Here is a 16199-nt window from a genome sequence, read left to right on the forward strand (position 1 = left end):
TCAGAATTCCTTCTGGGGATGCTTTGGAGGTGGCGGCCAAGCACCTTGGTATTGGAATGAAATTTGATAGTCGAATCGGTTGGGCTCTATCACATGCTGGAAGAGGGGTTGGAGAATTGTTATCCAGCTTGGGAGAACGTTGTAAACGTCTGCATATATTGCACTTTCCTCGCTCAAACCTAATGCTTCAAAAGAACGGTCTGCGTCGACGATATCCGCTGAGTACTCGTCCGCTTTCAAGTCATCGCTGTGTTTTTCGTACCAGCGCAATCTGATTTTCATAACCATTTTTCGCACGCCTCTTTATCTGTAGATTCGACGTTTTGGGTCCGCCGGTCCGCGACGTTCAGCGGTATAAGGATCAAATGCTCCGAGGTGTTCCAAATCACTCTTTCGATAGACTTCCAGTTCACCTTTCTTGGAGTCCCATTCAAGTAACTTCTTCCTTTTTGCATCGATCCACCGCTCACGTAAGCCAGCCCCGCCTAGTCTTGGTGTCACCGGCCTTTGGGGGATCAGCCCTGGGAAGCCAGTTATATCTTCGGTTTTTGGTGCTGGAAAGTAATCATGGTCCGGATTTCTCAAGCCTTTGCGTGGCTCATTAACCACCACATAGAGCGGCCGAACCCCCGACTCCACCGGGAACACCAGAATAAAATCCCGATACTGCGGTGGGTAAATCGGGTTCACCAGAATCTGCGCCGCCTTCTCCGTCGGCGGATAAATCCAGATCACCGGCGCTTGCGGCGCAGCCTCCAAGGCGGGAATCCCCAGCGTGTCGCGCGGATCAACCGCAGGCGTCCAGATCAGCTCCACGCCCTCACCCAAATCCGCCACAAACTGATCGCCACGGCTTTGGAACTGCACCACATCAATCATCTGCCAATCGGGGTTGTTGCCCGTGTAAAACCCATATCCCTTGAGTGTGCCGTCATCACGCTGCTCGACATGCAAACGCATCTGCGACCGTGCCCGTTGCAGCGAGCGTAATTGCTCCTCGCTGTAGAGCGCGCTATCGCCCAGCGCCGATGGCCATAACAACGCGACCAACCCACTCAACAGCCCACCGGCGATAGTGCCAACAGCAGTCGCTGCCGACTCCACTGCCGCCGATCGCAACGCCAATTGCCCCAAACCGACAGGCAGGGCACTGCCGCTGATCTTGCGCAAGGCAACCGCGCCACGGCTGTCTACCTCGTGGCCACCCAACAGGCTGAAATGGCCGTAGCCCTTGATCAACTCCAGCGGTACGTAACCGGTGGGGTCGTTGTAGCGAATGATGCCGTTGGGCAGTTGGCAGGGTTTTGTGAAGACGCAGCCGGGCGGTTTGGCGGGTGTTGGCGCTGGGGTGGGAGGCGGCTCAAATAAATCAATCGGCGGTGAGTAAGGCGCGCGCTTCGGCTGCGGCGTCAGGATCCGCCGTTTGAGTTGTTCTTCTTCGGTAATGGGGTACGCGCGTTCTGACATGACTGGCTCACTTCCTTGTGTGGGAGTGAGCCTATGAGGTGGGAGCGGAGGCTTATGTCGGCTTCGTTCGATGGTTGGTGTGGGAAAAGGAGACTGGCGTATGGTTAGCCAGGACTGTTTCGATTATTGCGATTTTCGTTTGTTTCGTTTAGCTTTGATTCAACCGAATTGCGTAACACCGGAGCTGCATCATGATCACCAATCAACTCCCCAAAACGATCCTGCCGCTGGAAAAGGAAGTCGAAGCCGCCGTGCAAGGCCAGCGAGAACTGGCATCTTTGCTTTCGACCAAATTTGAAACCCAGCGCATCGACATCTTCGACAAAGAAGACAAACCCCACACACTTGTACTCCCGACCTCAGCCCTGCGCCTGTTGGTCGATATCCTGGGCGAATTGGCTATCGGTAACGCCGTCAAGGTCGTGCCGGTGCATGCCGAATTGACCTCTCAGGAGGCCGCCGACCTGCTCAACGTTTCGCGCCCGCACCTGGTCAAGATGCTGGAGGAGGGCGCCATTCCTTTTACAAAAACGGGTCGGCATCGGCGAATCCGGTTTTCGGATCTGATGGCGTTCAAGCAGCGCCGTGATGAAGAAAGCCAAGAAGCAATGGAAGCGCTGGCGCAACAAGCTCAGGCGTTGGGAATGGGGTATGACGGATGAGGTGTTCGCCGTTTACTGCGGTATACGATGCGTGTGTTCTCTACCCGGCGGCACTCCGGGATTTGCTGATGTGGCTTGGTTTGTCGGGACTGTATCGAGCTCGATGGACGAGCCAGATTCATGAGGAGTGGAAGCGCAACGTTCTCAAAAACCGACCGGATCTTACGGCTGAGCAAGTCAATTGCACGTCGGCGCTGATGGATAAGGCGATACCCGATGCATTGGTGACGGGGTACGAGGATCTGTGTTCGAGTTTGGATTTGCCTGATCCTGATGACCGTCATGTGCTGGCGGCGGCTATTCGAAGCAAGGCTGAAGTTATCGTGACCTTCAATTTGAAAGATTTCCCGGCGCATATCCTGGCTGCCTATGACATTGAGCCTATGCATCCGGATGACTTTATTTCGGATCTGTGGGATTTGGATCAGGCGGCGGTGTTGGGGGCGGCGCAGAAGCAAAGGCGGACGTTGAAGCGGCCGCCGATGGAGGCTGGGAGTTATCTTGAGATGTTGATGCGCCAGGGGTTGGTGCAGACGAGTAAGGTGCTTGGGCCATATGGGGTGATGTTGTAGATTCGAATGCTCGGGCCAATTTGCTCGAACGCTCCCACCGAAATTTTTCGCCACAGATAACGCCTATTAGCCATGCCGCTTTCTGCGCTACTTTCCGCACTGTCACTGCAAATTCAGTGACCGGGCCTGATAACCCGTGGAACAATAGGCGCTCAAGCGTCTCCAGCACCATGCCGGCGCTTTTTTTGCGTCCGCACATCCGTGTTATGGCGGCTGTGCGCGGGAGGCCTTCGGGCCTGCCGGGTTCCTATTGTCCCGGTTTATCAGCCTGCGCACAGCTGCCACCCTTTCGCCTGATAACGAATGTGGCAGCTTCTCGACATTAGGAGCTAAATCCATGAGTATTTCTGACAGGTCATATCCTCGTAGTACTGCAACCCACACCACCGCCCAGCCCGGAGGTGCCCAATGATCAACCCACCTCTCAACAAAACCCTCGGCATCATCACCTTCTCCACCTGCGGCAAACAGCCCAACCTGCACCGTCTATTCCGCGTCAATGCCGGCGTGCCCATTCGTGACGCCCTGGAGCATGCTTCCGAGTTGCTGCACTGTTCCAAAATGCTCGCATTGGATGCGGCCATGGACAAAGGCGCGGACTGTTATGCCTGGGCGGCGCATTATTTGGGGGAGATGGCGAAGGCGGTGGTGGATGATTTGGCGAATGGGATGTTGCCCAATGGGGTGATGGAGGAGGGGGACGCTGTTTCGGTGTAAGTGGGTGGTTTGAGGGTGTGGCGGCTGGCGTCATCGCAGCATAGGTATCTACACAACTTTTGAAGGCCGCCACTTTCTCCTGTGGCGAGCAGGCTTGTCCTGCGTTGGGCCGCGAAGCGGCCCCAAACCCTGACACTGAGTACTTTCAGGAAAATTGCAGTGCCTTTACTGGGGCCGCTTCGCAGCCCAACGCAGGACAAGCCTGCTCGCCACAACAGCCCACCTACCACAGACTTTGTGTTAACCGGTTGTGTAGATACCTATGGTCATCGCAGGCAAGCCAGCTCCCACATCGGTCGGTGTACATCTGTTGAAGCAGCGTTAGCAGTAAAAAAGACCTTGGGACGCTAAGGTCTTTTTTTGCCTGCAGAATCCAGATCAAACGTGCGCGATGTTTGTGTACGGCAGCGAGGCGAAGTCGATCATGTGCCTTACCGTGAGCGGTGTATGACGTTTTGCTCGCAGATCTGTATCTAACGCCCTGCTTTTCAACGCCCTACCATGGCACCCAGCACATTAATGCAGGAGCGACACCATGCCCGAACTGTCCAGCTGGCTTGCTTATGGCCTGATCTCCCTCGGTATGGTGCTGACGCCCGGGCCGAATATGATTTACCTCATTTCCCGCTCGATCTGCCAGGGGCGCACGGCCGGGTTGATTTCGCTCGGTGGCGTTGCCTTGGGTTTCCTCGTTTATATGTTCTGCGCGGCGCTGGGGATTACCGCATTGGTGATGGCCGTGCCTTTTGCCTACGACGCGCTGCGGCTCGGTGGCGCGTTGTACCTGGTGTACCTGGCCTGGCAGGCGGTGAAGCCGGGTGGCCGGTCGCCGTTTCAAGTGCGGGACTTGCCCCAGGACAGCCCACGCAAGTTGTTCATGATGGGCTTGGTGACCAACCTGCTGAACCCCAAAGTGGCGGTGATGTATTTGTCGTTGTTGCCGCAGTTTATTGACCCGAATGGGCATGGCAGTGTGCTGATGCAATCACTGATCCTGGGTTTTACGCAGATTGCCATCAGCGTGAGCGTCAATGCGGTGATTGCAATGATGGCGGGCTCCATCGCCGTGTTCTTCGTCACCCGTCCAGGCTGGCAGGCGGTTCAGCGTTGGGTGATGGGTTCGGTGCTGATGGGCTTGGCTGTGCGGATGGCGGTTGAAGGGCGGCGGTGAGGTCATTCAGCGCGCCATGACGTTGACGATTACATGCAGGATGAACGCGGGGCCGTAACAGGGCTGGCCGTGTTCGTCCTCGATCCGCCATATGGAAGCGACTGTACACGTCTCCTTGGGCGCGGCGAATTCCACCGTGATACGCACCGGCTGGCCGGGCAGTGTTTCTGCAATGGGGATTTCGCTGCTCAGGCTGCGTAGGTGTGTGTCCATCACCACTTCCAACGGCGCGCCCGTGGCGGTGCGTCGGGCGATGACGTATTCGCCGTCCACGCGCACCAACTTTCGACCGCGCCAGGGGCGGGTGCCGAGGTTTTGAAGCTCCCAGGTTTTTTGAAAGATTTCACCGGGCAGCACAACGGTTTGGTCGGGGGTGGTTACGTCTGCATTGAAGACGGCAATGTCACTCGTGTCACCCAGGCCGATTGCTCGGTTGGTGATGGCCATTGAGTTGGCGTCCGTCGGCGCGCCCGCCAGGTCAGCGAAGTAGCGGAACAACAGCAGCGGTGAAACCTGTAGCGCTTTGGCCAGCTTGATCAACGTCCGTACCGAGGGGTCTTGTGAAGCGCCGCCCGCCAACCCGTAGAGGTAAGTTCTGGAGATGCCGGCTTCCTTGGCCAATGTGGTCATGGGTTTGCCCAGTTCTCTGCTGCGTCTTACGACTAGAGCGCGGAGGGTGTCGCGAGTCTTGATGCTCAATTTAATTGTTAATCCCTGTCCTTGATGTGTCGTCACGTTGTTCGCCAAAAAGGACAACATGCTCGTCGTCAAGTGTATTCGGCAATGCACACTCACACTTCTGCTGGCGACGTTGTGACGGACATGGAAAGGTCCCTTTTGGGTTGGCTGTATCCAGTGTCGCGGTTTCTCACATGCTTGCGAACCTTGTGTGTGTTGCATTCCTTTACATCAATCTTTGGATATAGCTATGACTCAAATAAAAGCGTGCTGTGAATCCATTGCTCGATCAGGCTTTGGCACCCTACAAATATCTGATGCGATGCTGCAGGACTACAGAAAAATCGTTGAGGGGTACGCTGCAATTTCTCAAGCCACCAAAGAGTCATTTTCCTTTGCCTATGAAACGGACGGCTTTTTCCCTTTTGGCGCCGAGTATTCGTGTAACGAAGATCACCCTGATCTATGTGAGCGGTTTTGCTACTGGCTCGCGCACGCGCCGAAACGAAAGGCTTTCGAGTTCACTCGAAGCCCTTTCTTCATGGCAGTGGATAGTTTTGAGAGACAGATCAGTGAGGTGGCTCAGGAGTTAATGGATGGCATTTGTCGAGAGTTTGGAGTCGCGCCATTGACGTCCTTTCGCTCTGCGTCCTACCTGCAACTCTGTGTCTATGGTGCGCAGGCAACAAATTGCGTGCGTCGATTCGCTCAGGACCCTCATGAAGATGGTCATATGTTGTCGTTTATCAAACCTACCCGCGAGGGGCTGGTTTTGGTGAGGGGGCGTTCATTAGAGCCTGTTCGCCTTCTGGAAGGTGAGATTGCAGTGTTGGCGGGTTCCTTGCTCACAGAACTTTCCGATCATGCAATTCCTGCGGCCTACCATGCTGTTATTGCGCCGCATAAACCTGTTGCTAGAAGCTCCTTGATTTACTTTGCTAATCCGAGCCCGGAGCAGTTGTTGACGAGTTTTTTTCGCAGGCAAGCAATCGATCTTACCGGTGCTGTGAATGCTCGTCATACCGGCTTCGGTAATCAGCCTATTCAACCCAGCTAGTATCCTTGCGGACACGAACACTCCATGTTTACTAATGTTAGTGCCCTTTACGTCGAAGGCTTGCTTTTGGGCATCGGATTGTTCGCCGCTCCTGGCCCCAAGGACACTTTGGTCATACGCCAAGGTGTCAGCCGTGGCCCTCTCTGGGGAGTGGTTGCCATCTGCGTGTTCGCCGACATCCTTCTCATTGCTTTTGGCATTTCAGGATTAGGTTCGTTGTTGGGACGTCGCCCAGTGATAATGGCGTTTCTACTGCTATCAGGCGCCGCTTATCTGCTGTGGTTCGGTACCCAGCGCTTACGAGCGTGCATCCGCAATCAATCTATGCCGGACACGCAAGGTGGCAATTCGCAACGCGGACTTTTACGCACAGCGATAGTCCTTGGTTTTGCCAACCCCTACGCCTGGCTCGACACAGTGGTGCTGATCGGCTCTATCGGCGCAGCCAAGCCCGCAGGCCAACAAGCACTGTTCGCGACAGGTGCCATGACGGCGTCATTAATCTGGTTTGTGCTGTTGGCGCTGGGATGTCAGCAGCTGGCGTGGCTGTTTCGCTCGCCCGTGGTCTGGCGATGCCTGGACGCTGGCGTAGCCGTATTGATGGTGTACCTGGCCGGTATGTTGATCACCGACTCACTGGATATCTTTCAGATAGTCTTTGAGGGTAATCAGCGGGGTACTTAGCTCATCAAGGCTGCTGGCCTGTTGCACATCTGTAAACAGTTTGAGCAGTTCACGGCCCAGCACCGTGTCGGCGCCGCCTAGTGCATTCAAGGCCTGGGCAATGCACTCATTGAGCTTGCGTTGAATCGTCGCCAAATCCCCCTGGCGTACCAGCAACCCAAACACTTCGCGCTCATACCCATCCATCACCAGGTCATCGCGCAGCAACGGGCTCGCGCCGTCCGTCTCATGCACCAGCTTGAGAGCAAAAAGCGCAACAGCTTCCAGCGTCAATTCCATGGTTCCGATTCCTCATGTCTGCGTTCGCCCGCACATACTCACGTTTCTGCGGGCGAAAAAAAAGCCCTTGAATTTCAATGGCTTTCTTTCGAGCCTGTGTAAAAGCGGGTGAGAGTCGGTTTGATAGTCAGGGGCTGAAGGGGCATTGCGCGCCTACGCAAATGCCAGGTCTGCTGATTCGCCGGCTTTTCCTCGCCGCCGATTGCAAACCGTAACGCCTGGGCGAGGTCGCGCGTTTGCCATGAGCCGCGCTGTCAGGCGATCGAGCACTCTATATAGCTGCAACCGTGGCACTGTGGATTAATCGAAAAGAATTTCAGGAAGGGGGTTGACCACATATTTGAATGCTGTACTATTCGCCTCCCGCTGACGAGCAGCTTGAAGCCGGTTCTGGTTCAAGTAGTTGATTTTGATAAAGAAATCGCTTGACAGCAAATGAGGCTGCTGTAGAATGCGCGCCTCGGTTGAGACGAAAGATCTTAACCAACCGCTCTTTAACAACTGAATCAAGCAATTCGTGTGGGTGCTTGTGGAGTCAGACTGATAGTCAACAAGATTATCAGCATCACAAGTTACTCCGCGAGAAATCAAAGATGTAACCAACGATTGCTGAGCCAAGTTTAGGGTTTCTTAAAAACCCAAAGATGTTTGAACTGAAGAGTTTGATCATGGCTCAGATTGAACGCTGGCGGCAGGCCTAACACATGCAAGTCGAGCGGTAGAGAGAAGCTTGCTTCTCTTGAGAGCGGCGGACGGGTGAGTAATGCCTAGGAATCTGCCTGGTAGTGGGGGATAACGTTCGGAAACGGACGCTAATACCGCATACGTCCTACGGGAGAAAGCAGGGGACCTTCGGGCCTTGCGCTATCAGATGAGCCTAGGTCGGATTAGCTAGTTGGTGAGGTAATGGCTCACCAAGGCGACGATCCGTAACTGGTCTGAGAGGATGATCAGTCACACTGGAACTGAGACACGGTCCAGACTCCTACGGGAGGCAGCAGTGGGGAATATTGGACAATGGGCGAAAGCCTGATCCAGCCATGCCGCGTGTGTGAAGAAGGTCTTCGGATTGTAAAGCACTTTAAGTTGGGAGGAAGGGCAGTAAATTAATACTTTGCTGTTTTGACGTTACCGACAGAATAAGCACCGGCTAACTCTGTGCCAGCAGCCGCGGTAATACAGAGGGTGCAAGCGTTAATCGGAATTACTGGGCGTAAAGCGCGCGTAGGTGGTTTGTTAAGTTGGATGTGAAATCCCCGGGCTCAACCTGGGAACTGCATTCAAAACTGACTGACTAGAGTATGGTAGAGGGTGGTGGAATTTCCTGTGTAGCGGTGAAATGCGTAGATATAGGAAGGAACACCAGTGGCGAAGGCGACCACCTGGACTAATACTGACACTGAGGTGCGAAAGCGTGGGGAGCAAACAGGATTAGATACCCTGGTAGTCCACGCCGTAAACGATGTCAACTAGCCGTTGGAAGCCTTGAGCTTTTAGTGGCGCAGCTAACGCATTAAGTTGACCGCCTGGGGAGTACGGCCGCAAGGTTAAAACTCAAATGAATTGACGGGGGCCCGCACAAGCGGTGGAGCATGTGGTTTAATTCGAAGCAACGCGAAGAACCTTACCAGGCCTTGACATCCAATGAACTTTCTAGAGATAGATTGGTGCCTTCGGGAACATTGAGACAGGTGCTGCATGGCTGTCGTCAGCTCGTGTCGTGAGATGTTGGGTTAAGTCCCGTAACGAGCGCAACCCTTGTCCTTAGTTACCAGCACGTAATGGTGGGCACTCTAAGGAGACTGCCGGTGACAAACCGGAGGAAGGTGGGGATGACGTCAAGTCATCATGGCCCTTACGGCCTGGGCTACACACGTGCTACAATGGTCGGTACAGAGGGTTGCCAAGCCGCGAGGTGGAGCTAATCCCACAAAACCGATCGTAGTCCGGATCGCAGTCTGCAACTCGACTGCGTGAAGTCGGAATCGCTAGTAATCGCGAATCAGAATGTCGCGGTGAATACGTTCCCGGGCCTTGTACACACCGCCCGTCACACCATGGGAGTGGGTTGCACCAGAAGTAGCTAGTCTAACCTTCGGGAGGACGGTTACCACGGTGTGATTCATGACTGGGGTGAAGTCGTAACAAGGTAGCCGTAGGGGAACCTGCGGCTGGATCACCTCCTTAATCGACGACATCAGCTGCTCCATAAGTTCCCACACGAATTGCTTGATTCATGCGTTTGTAAAAGTGCAGAGCTAACTATTCGAATCGAATAATTAGCTCTGATCTTTTTCAGAACCGTTCTTTAAAAATTTGGGTATGTGATAGAAAGATAGACTGAACGTTACTTTCACTGGTAACGGATCAGGCTAAGGTAAAATTTGTGAGTTCTCTTAATTGAGAAATTCGAATTTTCGGCGAATGTTGTCTTCACAGTATAACCAGATTGCTTGGGGTTATATGGTCAAGTGAAGAAGCGCATACGGTGGATGCCTTGGCAGTCAGAGGCGATGAAAGACGTGGTAGCCTGCGAAAAGCTTCGGGGAGTCGGCAAACAGACTTTGATCCGGAGATGTCTGAATGGGGGAACCCAGCCATCATAAGATGGTTATCTTACGCTGAATACATAGGCGTAAGAGGCGAACCAGGGGAACTGAAACATCTAAGTACCCTGAGGAAAAGAAATCAACCGAGATTCCCTTAGTAGTGGCGAGCGAACGGGGACTAGCCCTTAAGTGGCTTTGAGATTAGCGGAACGCTCTGGAAAGTGCGGCCATAGTGGGTGATAGCCCTGTACGCGAAAATCTCTTAGTCATGAAATCGAGTAGGACGGAGCACGAGAAACTTTGTCTGAATATGGGGGGACCATCCTCCAAGGCTAAATACTACTGACTGACCGATAGTGAACTAGTACCGTGAGGGAAAGGCGAAAAGAACCCCGGAGAGGGGAGTGAAATAGATCCTGAAACCGTATGCGTACAAGCAGTGGGAGCCCACTTTGTTGGGTGACTGCGTACCTTTTGTATAATGGGTCAGCGACTTATTTTCAGTGGCGAGCTTAACCGAATAGGGGAGGCGTAGCGAAAGCGAGTCTTAATAGGGCGTCTAGTCGCTGGGAATAGACCCGAAACCGGGCGATCTATCCATGGGCAGGTTGAAGGTTGGGTAACACTAACTGGAGGACCGAACCGACTACCGTTGAAAAGTTAGCGGATGACCTGTGGATCGGAGTGAAAGGCTAATCAAGCTCGGAGATAGCTGGTTCTCCTCGAAAGCTATTTAGGTAGCGCCTCATGTATCACTGTAGGGGGTAGAGCACTGTTTCGGCTAGGGGGTCATCCCGACTTACCAAACCGATGCAAACTCCGAATACCTACAAGTGCCGAGCATGGGAGACACACGGCGGGTGCTAACGTCCGTCGTGAAAAGGGAAACAACCCAGACCGTCAGCTAAGGTCCCAAAGTTATGGTTAAGTGGGAAACGATGTGGGAAGGCTTAGACAGCTAGGAGGTTGGCTTAGAAGCAGCCACCCTTTAAAGAAAGCGTAATAGCTCACTAGTCGAGTCGGCCTGCGCGGAAGATGTAACGGGGCTCAAACCATACACCGAAGCTACGGGTATCACGTAAGTGATGCGGTAGAGGAGCGTTCTGTAAGCCTGTGAAGGTGAGTTGAGAAGCTTGCTGGAGGTATCAGAAGTGCGAATGCTGACATGAGTAACGACAATGGGTGTGAAAAACACCCACGCCGAAAGACCAAGGTTTCCTGCGCAACGTTAATCGACGCAGGGTTAGTCGGTCCCTAAGGCGAGGCTGAAAAGCGTAGTCGATGGAAAACAGGTTAATATTCCTGTACTTCTGGTTATTGCGATGGAGGGACGGAGAAGGCTAGGCCAGCTTGGCGTTGGTTGTCCAAGTTTAAGGTGGTAGGCTGAGATCTTAGGTAAATCCGGGATCTTAAGGCCGAGAGCTGATGACGAGTTAACTTTTAGTTAACGAAGTGGTTGATGCCATGCTTCCAAGAAAAGCTTCTAAGCTTCAGGTAACCAGGAACCGTACCCCAAACCGACACAGGTGGTTGGGTAGAGAATACCAAGGCGCTTGAGAGAACTCGGGTGAAGGAACTAGGCAAAATGGCACCGTAACTTCGGGAGAAGGTGCGCCGGTGAGGGTGAAGGACTTGCTCCGTAAGCTCATGCCGGTCGAAGATACCAGGCCGCTGCGACTGTTTATTAAAAACACAGCACTCTGCAAACACGAAAGTGGACGTATAGGGTGTGACGCCTGCCCGGTGCCGGAAGGTTAATTGATGGGGTTAGCTAACGCGAAGCTCTTGATCGAAGCCCCGGTAAACGGCGGCCGTAACTATAACGGTCCTAAGGTAGCGAAATTCCTTGTCGGGTAAGTTCCGACCTGCACGAATGGCGTAACGATGGCGGCGCTGTCTCCACCCGAGACTCAGTGAAATTGAAATCGCTGTGAAGATGCAGTGTATCCGCGGCTAGACGGAAAGACCCCGTGAACCTTTACTATAGCTTTGCACTGGACTTTGAATTTGCTTGTGTAGGATAGGTGGGAGGCTTTGAAGCGTGGACGCCAGTCTGCGTGGAGCCAACCTTGAAATACCACCCTGGCAACTTTGAGGTTCTAACTCAGGTCCGTTATCCGGATCGAGGACAGTGTATGGTGGGTAGTTTGACTGGGGCGGTCTCCTCCTAAAGAGTAACGGAGGAGTACGAAGGTGCGCTCAGACCGGTCGGAAATCGGTCGTAGAGTATAAAGGCAAAAGCGCGCTTGACTGCGAGACAGACACGTCGAGCAGGTACGAAAGTAGGTCTTAGTGATCCGGTGGTTCTGTATGGAAGGGCCATCGCTCAACGGATAAAAGGTACTCCGGGGATAACAGGCTGATACCGCCCAAGAGTTCATATCGACGGCGGTGTTTGGCACCTCGATGTCGGCTCATCACATCCTGGGGCTGAAGCCGGTCCCAAGGGTATGGCTGTTCGCCATTTAAAGTGGTACGCGAGCTGGGTTTAGAACGTCGTGAGACAGTTCGGTCCCTATCTGCCGTGGACGTTTGAGATTTGAGAGGGGCTGCTCCTAGTACGAGAGGACCGGAGTGGACGAACCTCTGGTGTTCCGGTTGTCACGCCAGTGGCATTGCCGGGTAGCTATGTTCGGAATAGATAACCGCTGAAAGCATCTAAGCGGGAAACTAGCCTCAAGATGAGATCTCACTGGAACCTTGAGTTCCCTGAAGGGCCGTCGAAGACTACGACGTTGATAGGTTGGGTGTGTAAGCGCTGTGAGGCGTTGAGCTAACCAATACTAATTGCCCGTGAGGCTTGACCATATAACACCCAAGCAATTTGACTACTCCTGACTTGGAAACAAGTAGGAGCATCATATTGCGGTGTGTGAAGACGAGATGAACCGAAAGTTCGACGCTCACAAAACACCGAAAGCTGTCACATACCCAATTTGCTGAAGCGAAGCCAACTGGCTACGACTCAGTACCCGAATTTCTTGACGACCATAGAGCATTGGAACCACCTGATCCCATCCCGAACTCAGTAGTGAAACGATGCATCGCCGATGGTAGTGTGGGGTTTCCCCATGTGAGAGTAGGTCATCGTCAAGATTAAATTCCGAAACCCCTGATTGCTAACGCAATCAGGGGTTTTGTTTTGGGCGGTCGAAAAGAGTCCCGCAAGCCATCCCGCGAAAAAGCCACCGTCAATGCGCACTAACGGGTGCACGGCACGCGTCAAAACGCCTCCAGGCGCTCGCCTCCTTGCCATTCCAGAAGACTGGCTCACTGGTTATCTCTACATGAATGCTGACACTCTGCTGCCTCCCAGGCTCATCAGATCGTGAAAGGTCGTTATATGGGGCGAGGGCGGTAGGATAATCGCAACGCTCCGACGGCCTCTGAAGGCGCTCACGAGGTTTTGAAAGGGCTTATGGTCAATAGGGCTTGTTCTGTCATGATTTTGCCTTCTGGGCGCCATTGCGGCGGCCAGCGCTGGAATCTCACTTTTCTACAGACGAAAAAAAAGACCTTGAAATTCAAGGTCTTTCTTTAAGATGGTGCCCCGAGGGAGACTCGAACTCCCACTCCTTTCGAAAACGGATTTTGAATCCGCCGCGTCTACCAATTCCGCCATCAGGGCTCAATGGCGGCGAAGTATAGAGATGAGATTACCGTTGGTCAATCACGTTTCATGGTCTATTTTCACTATTTCCGCTAGACTCCCCGGCCCTGCTAGACGAACCCTATCATGCGCGTTGCTGACTTTACTTTTGAGCTCCCTGATTCGCTGATCGCTCGCCACCCTTTGGCCGAGCGTCGCGCCAGTCGACTGCTGACCCTGGACGGGGTGAGTGGTGCCCTCGCACACCGCCAATTCACTGATTTGCTTGAGCATTTGCGCCCAGGCGATTTGATGGTGTTTAACAATACCCGGGTGATTCCGGCACGGCTGTTTGGCCAGAAAGCGTCCGGCGGCAAGCTGGAAATTCTGGTGGAGCGGGTGCTGGACAGCCATCGCGTGCTGGCCCATGTGCGCTCCAGCAAGTCGCCGAAACCCGGCTCGAGCATCCTCATTGATGGCGGTGGCGAAGCCGAGATGGTTGCACGCCATGACGCGTTGTTCGAACTCAAGTTTGCCGAGGAAGTGTTGCCACTGCTGGAACGCGTCGGCCATATGCCGCTGCCTCCCTATATCGACCGCCCCGACGAAGACTCGGATCGCGAGCGCTACCAGACGGTGTACTCGCAGCGCCTCGGTGCTGTCGCCGCACCTACAGCCGGGCTGCATTTTGACCAGCCGCTGCTGGATGCGATTGCCGCCAAAGGCGTCGAAAGCGCTTATGTGACCCTGCACGTGGGGGCCGGCACGTTTCAGCCGGTGCGTGTGGATAACATCGAAGACCACCATATGCACAGCGAATGGCTGGAAGTCAGCCAGGAAGTCGTGGATGCGGTGGCGGCGTGCAAGGCGCGCGGCGGTCGTGTTGTGGCGGTGGGCACCACCAGCGTGCGCTCGCTGGAGAGTGCCGCGCGCGATGGCGTGCTCAAGCCCTTCAGTGGCGATACCGATATCTTTATTTTCCCGGGCCGGCCGTTCCATGTGGTCGATTGCCTGGTGACCAATTTCCATTTGCCGGAATCCACGCTGTTGATGCTGGTGTCGGCCTTCGCGGGTTATCCCGAAACAATGGCGGCGTATAAAGCTGCCATCGATAATGGATACCGTTTTTTCAGCTACGGTGATGCGATGTTTATCACCCGTAACCCTGCGCCGACTGCTCCTAAAGAAGCGGGCCTTGAGGAGCAACTATGAGTCGTATGTCGTTTGAATTGTTGGCCACGGATGGCAAGGCTCGTCGTGGTCGCCTCACGTTCCCGCGGGGCACCGTCGAAACCCCGGCGTTCATGCCAGTGGGCACTTACGGCACTGTAAAAGGCATGCTGCCGCGTGACATCGTCGCGACCGGCGCCGAGATCATCCTGGGCAACACCTTCCACCTGTGGCTGCGCCCGGGCACGGAAGTGATCAAGAAGCATGGCGACCTGCATGACTTCATGAAGTGGCAAGGCCCGATCCTCACCGACTCCGGTGGTTTCCAGGTATTCAGCCTGGGTGCCATGCGCAAGATCAAGGAAGAGGGCGTGACTTTCGCCTCGCCGGTGGACGGTTCCAAAGTGTTCATGGGCCCTGAAGAGTCGATGCAGGTGCAGCGCGACCTGGGCTCCGACATCGTGATGATTTTTGACGAGTGCACGCCTTATCCCGCGGATGAAGATGTCGCGCGTATCTCCATGGAACTGTCGTTGCGTTGGGCTCAGCGCTCGAAAAACGCCCACGGCGATAACACCGCTGCGCTGTTCGGTATCGTCCAGGGCGGCATGCACGAAAGCCTGCGCAAGCGCTCGCTCGAAGGCCTCGACAAAATCGGCTTTGACGGCCTGGCTATCGGCGGTTTGTCGGTAGGTGAGCCCAAGCACGAGATGATCAAGGTGCTGGATTACCTGCCGGGCCTGATGCCCGCTGACAAACCTCGTTACCTTATGGGCGTTGGCAAACCGGAAGATCTCGTAGAGGGTGTGCGCCGCGGTGTGGACATGTTCGATTGCGTGATGCCAACCCGTAATGCCCGCAATGGGCATCTGTTCATCGATACAGGCGTGCTGAAGATCCGTAACGCGTTCCATCGCCATGATGATTCGCCGCTGGATCCCACCTGTGACTGCTACACCTGCCAGAACTTCTCGCGTGCTTATCTGCACCATCTGGACAAGTGCGGGGAAATGCTGGGTAGCATGTTGAATACCATCCACAATTTGCGTCACTACCAAGTCCTGATGGCTGGTTTGCGTGAGGCTATTCAACAGGGTACATTGGCCGCCTTCGTCGATGCCTTCTATGCCAAGCGCGGGCTCCCTGTGCCGCCCTTGGACTGAGTTTTCCGACCCTAAGATTCACTATTTGCAACTGGAGTGCTAAATGAGCTTTTTTATCTCTAATGCCATGGCTGACGCCGCTGCGCCTGCCGCCGCCGGCCCTATGGGTGGTGGTTTCGAGTGGATTTTCCTGGTCGGCTTCCTGGTCATCTTCTACCTGATGATCTGGCGCCCACAGGCCAAGCGCGCCAAAGAGCAGAAAAACCTGCTGGGCAGCCTGCAGAAAGGGGACGAAGTTGTGACTACTGGCGGCATCGCCGGCAAGATCACCAAGGTTTCCGATGCTTTCGTGGTTCTGGAAGTCTCCGACACCGTAGAAATGAAGTTCCAGAAGGGCGCCATCGCCGCCACGCTGCCAAAAGGCACGCTCAAAGCGATCTGAGTAACAACCTTTACCAATCGACGGGGCGCGCAAGGCGCCCCGCGTTATAAGCGGGCGGC

13 protein-coding genes, 1 tRNA gene and 3 rRNA genes are annotated in these 16199 nt (G+C 54.4%); 12 read left to right on the top strand and 5 right to left on the bottom strand.

What is annotated here, in order from left to right; genetic code table 11:
* Both ACQY47_RS19760 and ACQY47_RS19765 read right to left on the bottom strand, forming a co-directional pair.
* A complete protein-coding gene (locus tag ACQY47_RS19760; RefSeq protein ID WP_017135422.1) occupies positions 1-288 on the bottom strand; it encodes a colicin E3-like toxin immunity protein in 288 nt (95 codons plus the stop codon).
* A gap of 15 nt (positions 289-303) precedes the next feature.
* Positions 304-1467: an S-type pyocin domain-containing protein gene (locus ACQY47_RS19765; protein ID WP_428551210.1), complete on the bottom strand. Its 1164-nt coding sequence runs from the start codon at positions 1465-1467 to the stop codon at positions 304-306.
* A 191-nt stretch (positions 1468-1658) separates the two neighbouring features.
* Here ACQY47_RS19765 and ACQY47_RS19770 point away from each other — a divergent pair, with 191 nt between their 5' ends.
* From ACQY47_RS19770 to ACQY47_RS19785, 4 genes are all read left to right on the top strand, one after another.
* The gene (locus ACQY47_RS19770) at positions 1659-2129 is read left to right on the top strand and encodes a helix-turn-helix domain-containing protein (protein ID WP_017135424.1); all 471 of its coding nucleotides are present in this window, start codon (positions 1659-1661) and stop codon (positions 2127-2129) included.
* Positions 2126-2701 carry a PIN domain-containing protein gene (locus tag ACQY47_RS19775; protein WP_099549466.1) on the top strand — a complete coding sequence of 192 codons (576 nt, stop codon included), beginning with the start codon at positions 2126-2128 and terminating at the stop codon, positions 2699-2701. The genes ACQY47_RS19770 and ACQY47_RS19775 overlap by 4 nt, the downstream gene beginning before the upstream one ends.
* Before the next feature lie 408 nt (positions 2702-3109).
* Positions 3110-3418: a DUF3077 domain-containing protein gene (locus tag ACQY47_RS19780; protein ID WP_428551215.1), complete on the top strand. Its 309-nt coding sequence runs from the start codon at positions 3110-3112 to the stop codon at positions 3416-3418.
* A 535-nt stretch (positions 3419-3953) separates the two neighbouring features.
* Complete coding sequence (locus ACQY47_RS19785) at positions 3954-4589, top strand: LysE family translocator (RefSeq protein WP_058420054.1); 636 nt, start codon at positions 3954-3956, stop codon at positions 4587-4589.
* Positions 4590-4595: 6 nt separating this feature from the next.
* On the opposite strand, the gene ACQY47_RS19790 is transcribed toward ACQY47_RS19785, so the two are convergent.
* Positions 4596-5348, bottom strand: a complete 753-nt coding sequence (locus tag ACQY47_RS19790; RefSeq protein WP_428551218.1) for an NBR1-Ig-like domain-containing protein — start codon at positions 5346-5348, stop codon at positions 4596-4598.
* A gap of 169 nt (positions 5349-5517) precedes the next feature.
* Between ACQY47_RS19790 and ACQY47_RS19795 the strand changes: the two genes are divergently transcribed.
* Both ACQY47_RS19795 and ACQY47_RS19800 read left to right on the top strand, forming a co-directional pair.
* A complete protein-coding gene (locus ACQY47_RS19795; RefSeq protein WP_428551221.1) occupies positions 5518-6324 on the top strand; it encodes a 2OG-Fe(II) oxygenase family protein in 807 nt (268 codons plus the stop codon).
* A gap of 24 nt (positions 6325-6348) precedes the next feature.
* The gene (locus ACQY47_RS19800) at positions 6349-7008 is read left to right on the top strand and encodes a LysE/ArgO family amino acid transporter (RefSeq protein WP_428551224.1); all 660 of its coding nucleotides are present in this window, start codon (positions 6349-6351) and stop codon (positions 7006-7008) included.
* Here the strand turns inward: ACQY47_RS19800 and ACQY47_RS19805 are convergent.
* Positions 6958-7287, bottom strand: a complete 330-nt coding sequence (locus ACQY47_RS19805) for a hypothetical protein (protein WP_017134664.1) — start codon at positions 7285-7287, stop codon at positions 6958-6960. The genes ACQY47_RS19800 and ACQY47_RS19805 overlap by 51 nt on opposite strands.
* 650 nt (positions 7288-7937) lie before the next feature.
* Here ACQY47_RS19805 and ACQY47_RS19810 point away from each other — a divergent pair.
* The 3 genes from ACQY47_RS19810 (at position 7938) to rrf (ending at position 12932) form a co-directional block, all read left to right on the top strand.
* Positions 7938-9474: ribosomal RNA gene (locus ACQY47_RS19810) — 16S ribosomal RNA — on the top strand.
* 278 nt (positions 9475-9752) lie between these two features.
* Positions 9753-12644 (top strand): 23S ribosomal RNA (locus ACQY47_RS19815).
* A 172-nt stretch (positions 12645-12816) separates the two neighbouring features.
* A 5S ribosomal RNA gene (gene rrf / locus ACQY47_RS19820) occupies positions 12817-12932 on the top strand.
* The 16S, 23S and 5S rRNA genes sit together here, the layout of an rRNA operon.
* 447 nt (positions 12933-13379) lie before the next feature.
* Here rrf and ACQY47_RS19825 read toward each other — a convergent pair.
* Positions 13380-13464 (bottom strand) — tRNA-Leu (locus tag ACQY47_RS19825).
* A 108-nt stretch (positions 13465-13572) separates the two neighbouring features.
* Here ACQY47_RS19825 and queA point away from each other — a divergent pair.
* From queA to yajC, 3 genes are read left to right on the top strand one after another with little or no spacing between them, the layout of a single operon-like run.
* The gene (gene queA / locus ACQY47_RS19830) at positions 13573-14637 is read left to right on the top strand and encodes a tRNA preQ1(34) S-adenosylmethionine ribosyltransferase-isomerase QueA (protein ID WP_138453875.1); all 1065 of its coding nucleotides are present in this window, start codon (positions 13573-13575) and stop codon (positions 14635-14637) included.
* A gap of 5 nt (positions 14638-14642) precedes the next feature.
* Positions 14643-15758 carry a tRNA guanosine(34) transglycosylase Tgt gene (gene tgt / locus ACQY47_RS19835; RefSeq protein ID WP_003175976.1) on the top strand — a complete coding sequence of 372 codons (1116 nt, stop codon included), beginning with the start codon at positions 14643-14645 and terminating at the stop codon, positions 15756-15758.
* A gap of 43 nt (positions 15759-15801) precedes the next feature.
* Positions 15802-16140 (top strand): preprotein translocase subunit YajC, encoded by a 339-nt coding sequence (yajC, locus tag ACQY47_RS19840; protein ID WP_003175975.1) that lies wholly within the window; start codon positions 15802-15804, stop codon positions 16138-16140.
* Positions 16141-16199 lie beyond the last annotated feature (59 nt).

The organism is Pseudomonas edaphica (assembly GCF_965277385.1).
Lineage (GTDB): Bacteria > Pseudomonadota > Gammaproteobacteria > Pseudomonadales > Pseudomonadaceae > Aquipseudomonas > Aquipseudomonas edaphica.

Coding starts and splice junctions, on each gene's coding strand:
- ACQY47_RS19760 (WP_017135422.1), bottom strand. CDS start 288: ATGGTTATGAAAATCAGATTGCGCTGGTACGAAAAACACAGCGATGAC.
- ACQY47_RS19765 (WP_428551210.1), bottom strand. CDS start 1,467: ATGTCAGAACGCGCGTACCCCATTACCGAAGAAGAACAACTCAAACGG.
- ACQY47_RS19770 (WP_017135424.1), top strand. CDS start 1,659: ATGATCACCAATCAACTCCCCAAAACGATCCTGCCGCTGGAAAAGGAA.
- ACQY47_RS19775 (WP_099549466.1), top strand. CDS start 2,126: ATGAGGTGTTCGCCGTTTACTGCGGTATACGATGCGTGTGTTCTCTAC.
- ACQY47_RS19780 (WP_428551215.1), top strand. CDS start 3,110: ATGATCAACCCACCTCTCAACAAAACCCTCGGCATCATCACCTTCTCC.
- ACQY47_RS19785 (WP_058420054.1), top strand. CDS start 3,954: ATGCCCGAACTGTCCAGCTGGCTTGCTTATGGCCTGATCTCCCTCGGT.
- ACQY47_RS19790 (WP_428551218.1), bottom strand. CDS start 5,348: ATGTTGTCCTTTTTGGCGAACAACGTGACGACACATCAAGGACAGGGA.
- ACQY47_RS19795 (WP_428551221.1), top strand. CDS start 5,518: ATGACTCAAATAAAAGCGTGCTGTGAATCCATTGCTCGATCAGGCTTT.
- ACQY47_RS19800 (WP_428551224.1), top strand. CDS start 6,349: ATGTTTACTAATGTTAGTGCCCTTTACGTCGAAGGCTTGCTTTTGGGC.
- ACQY47_RS19805 (WP_017134664.1), bottom strand. CDS start 7,287: ATGGAATTGACGCTGGAAGCTGTTGCGCTTTTTGCTCTCAAGCTGGTG.
- queA (WP_138453875.1), top strand. CDS start 13,573: ATGCGCGTTGCTGACTTTACTTTTGAGCTCCCTGATTCGCTGATCGCT.
- tgt (WP_003175976.1), top strand. CDS start 14,643: ATGTCGTTTGAATTGTTGGCCACGGATGGCAAGGCTCGTCGTGGTCGC.
- yajC (WP_003175975.1), top strand. CDS start 15,802: ATGAGCTTTTTTATCTCTAATGCCATGGCTGACGCCGCTGCGCCTGCC.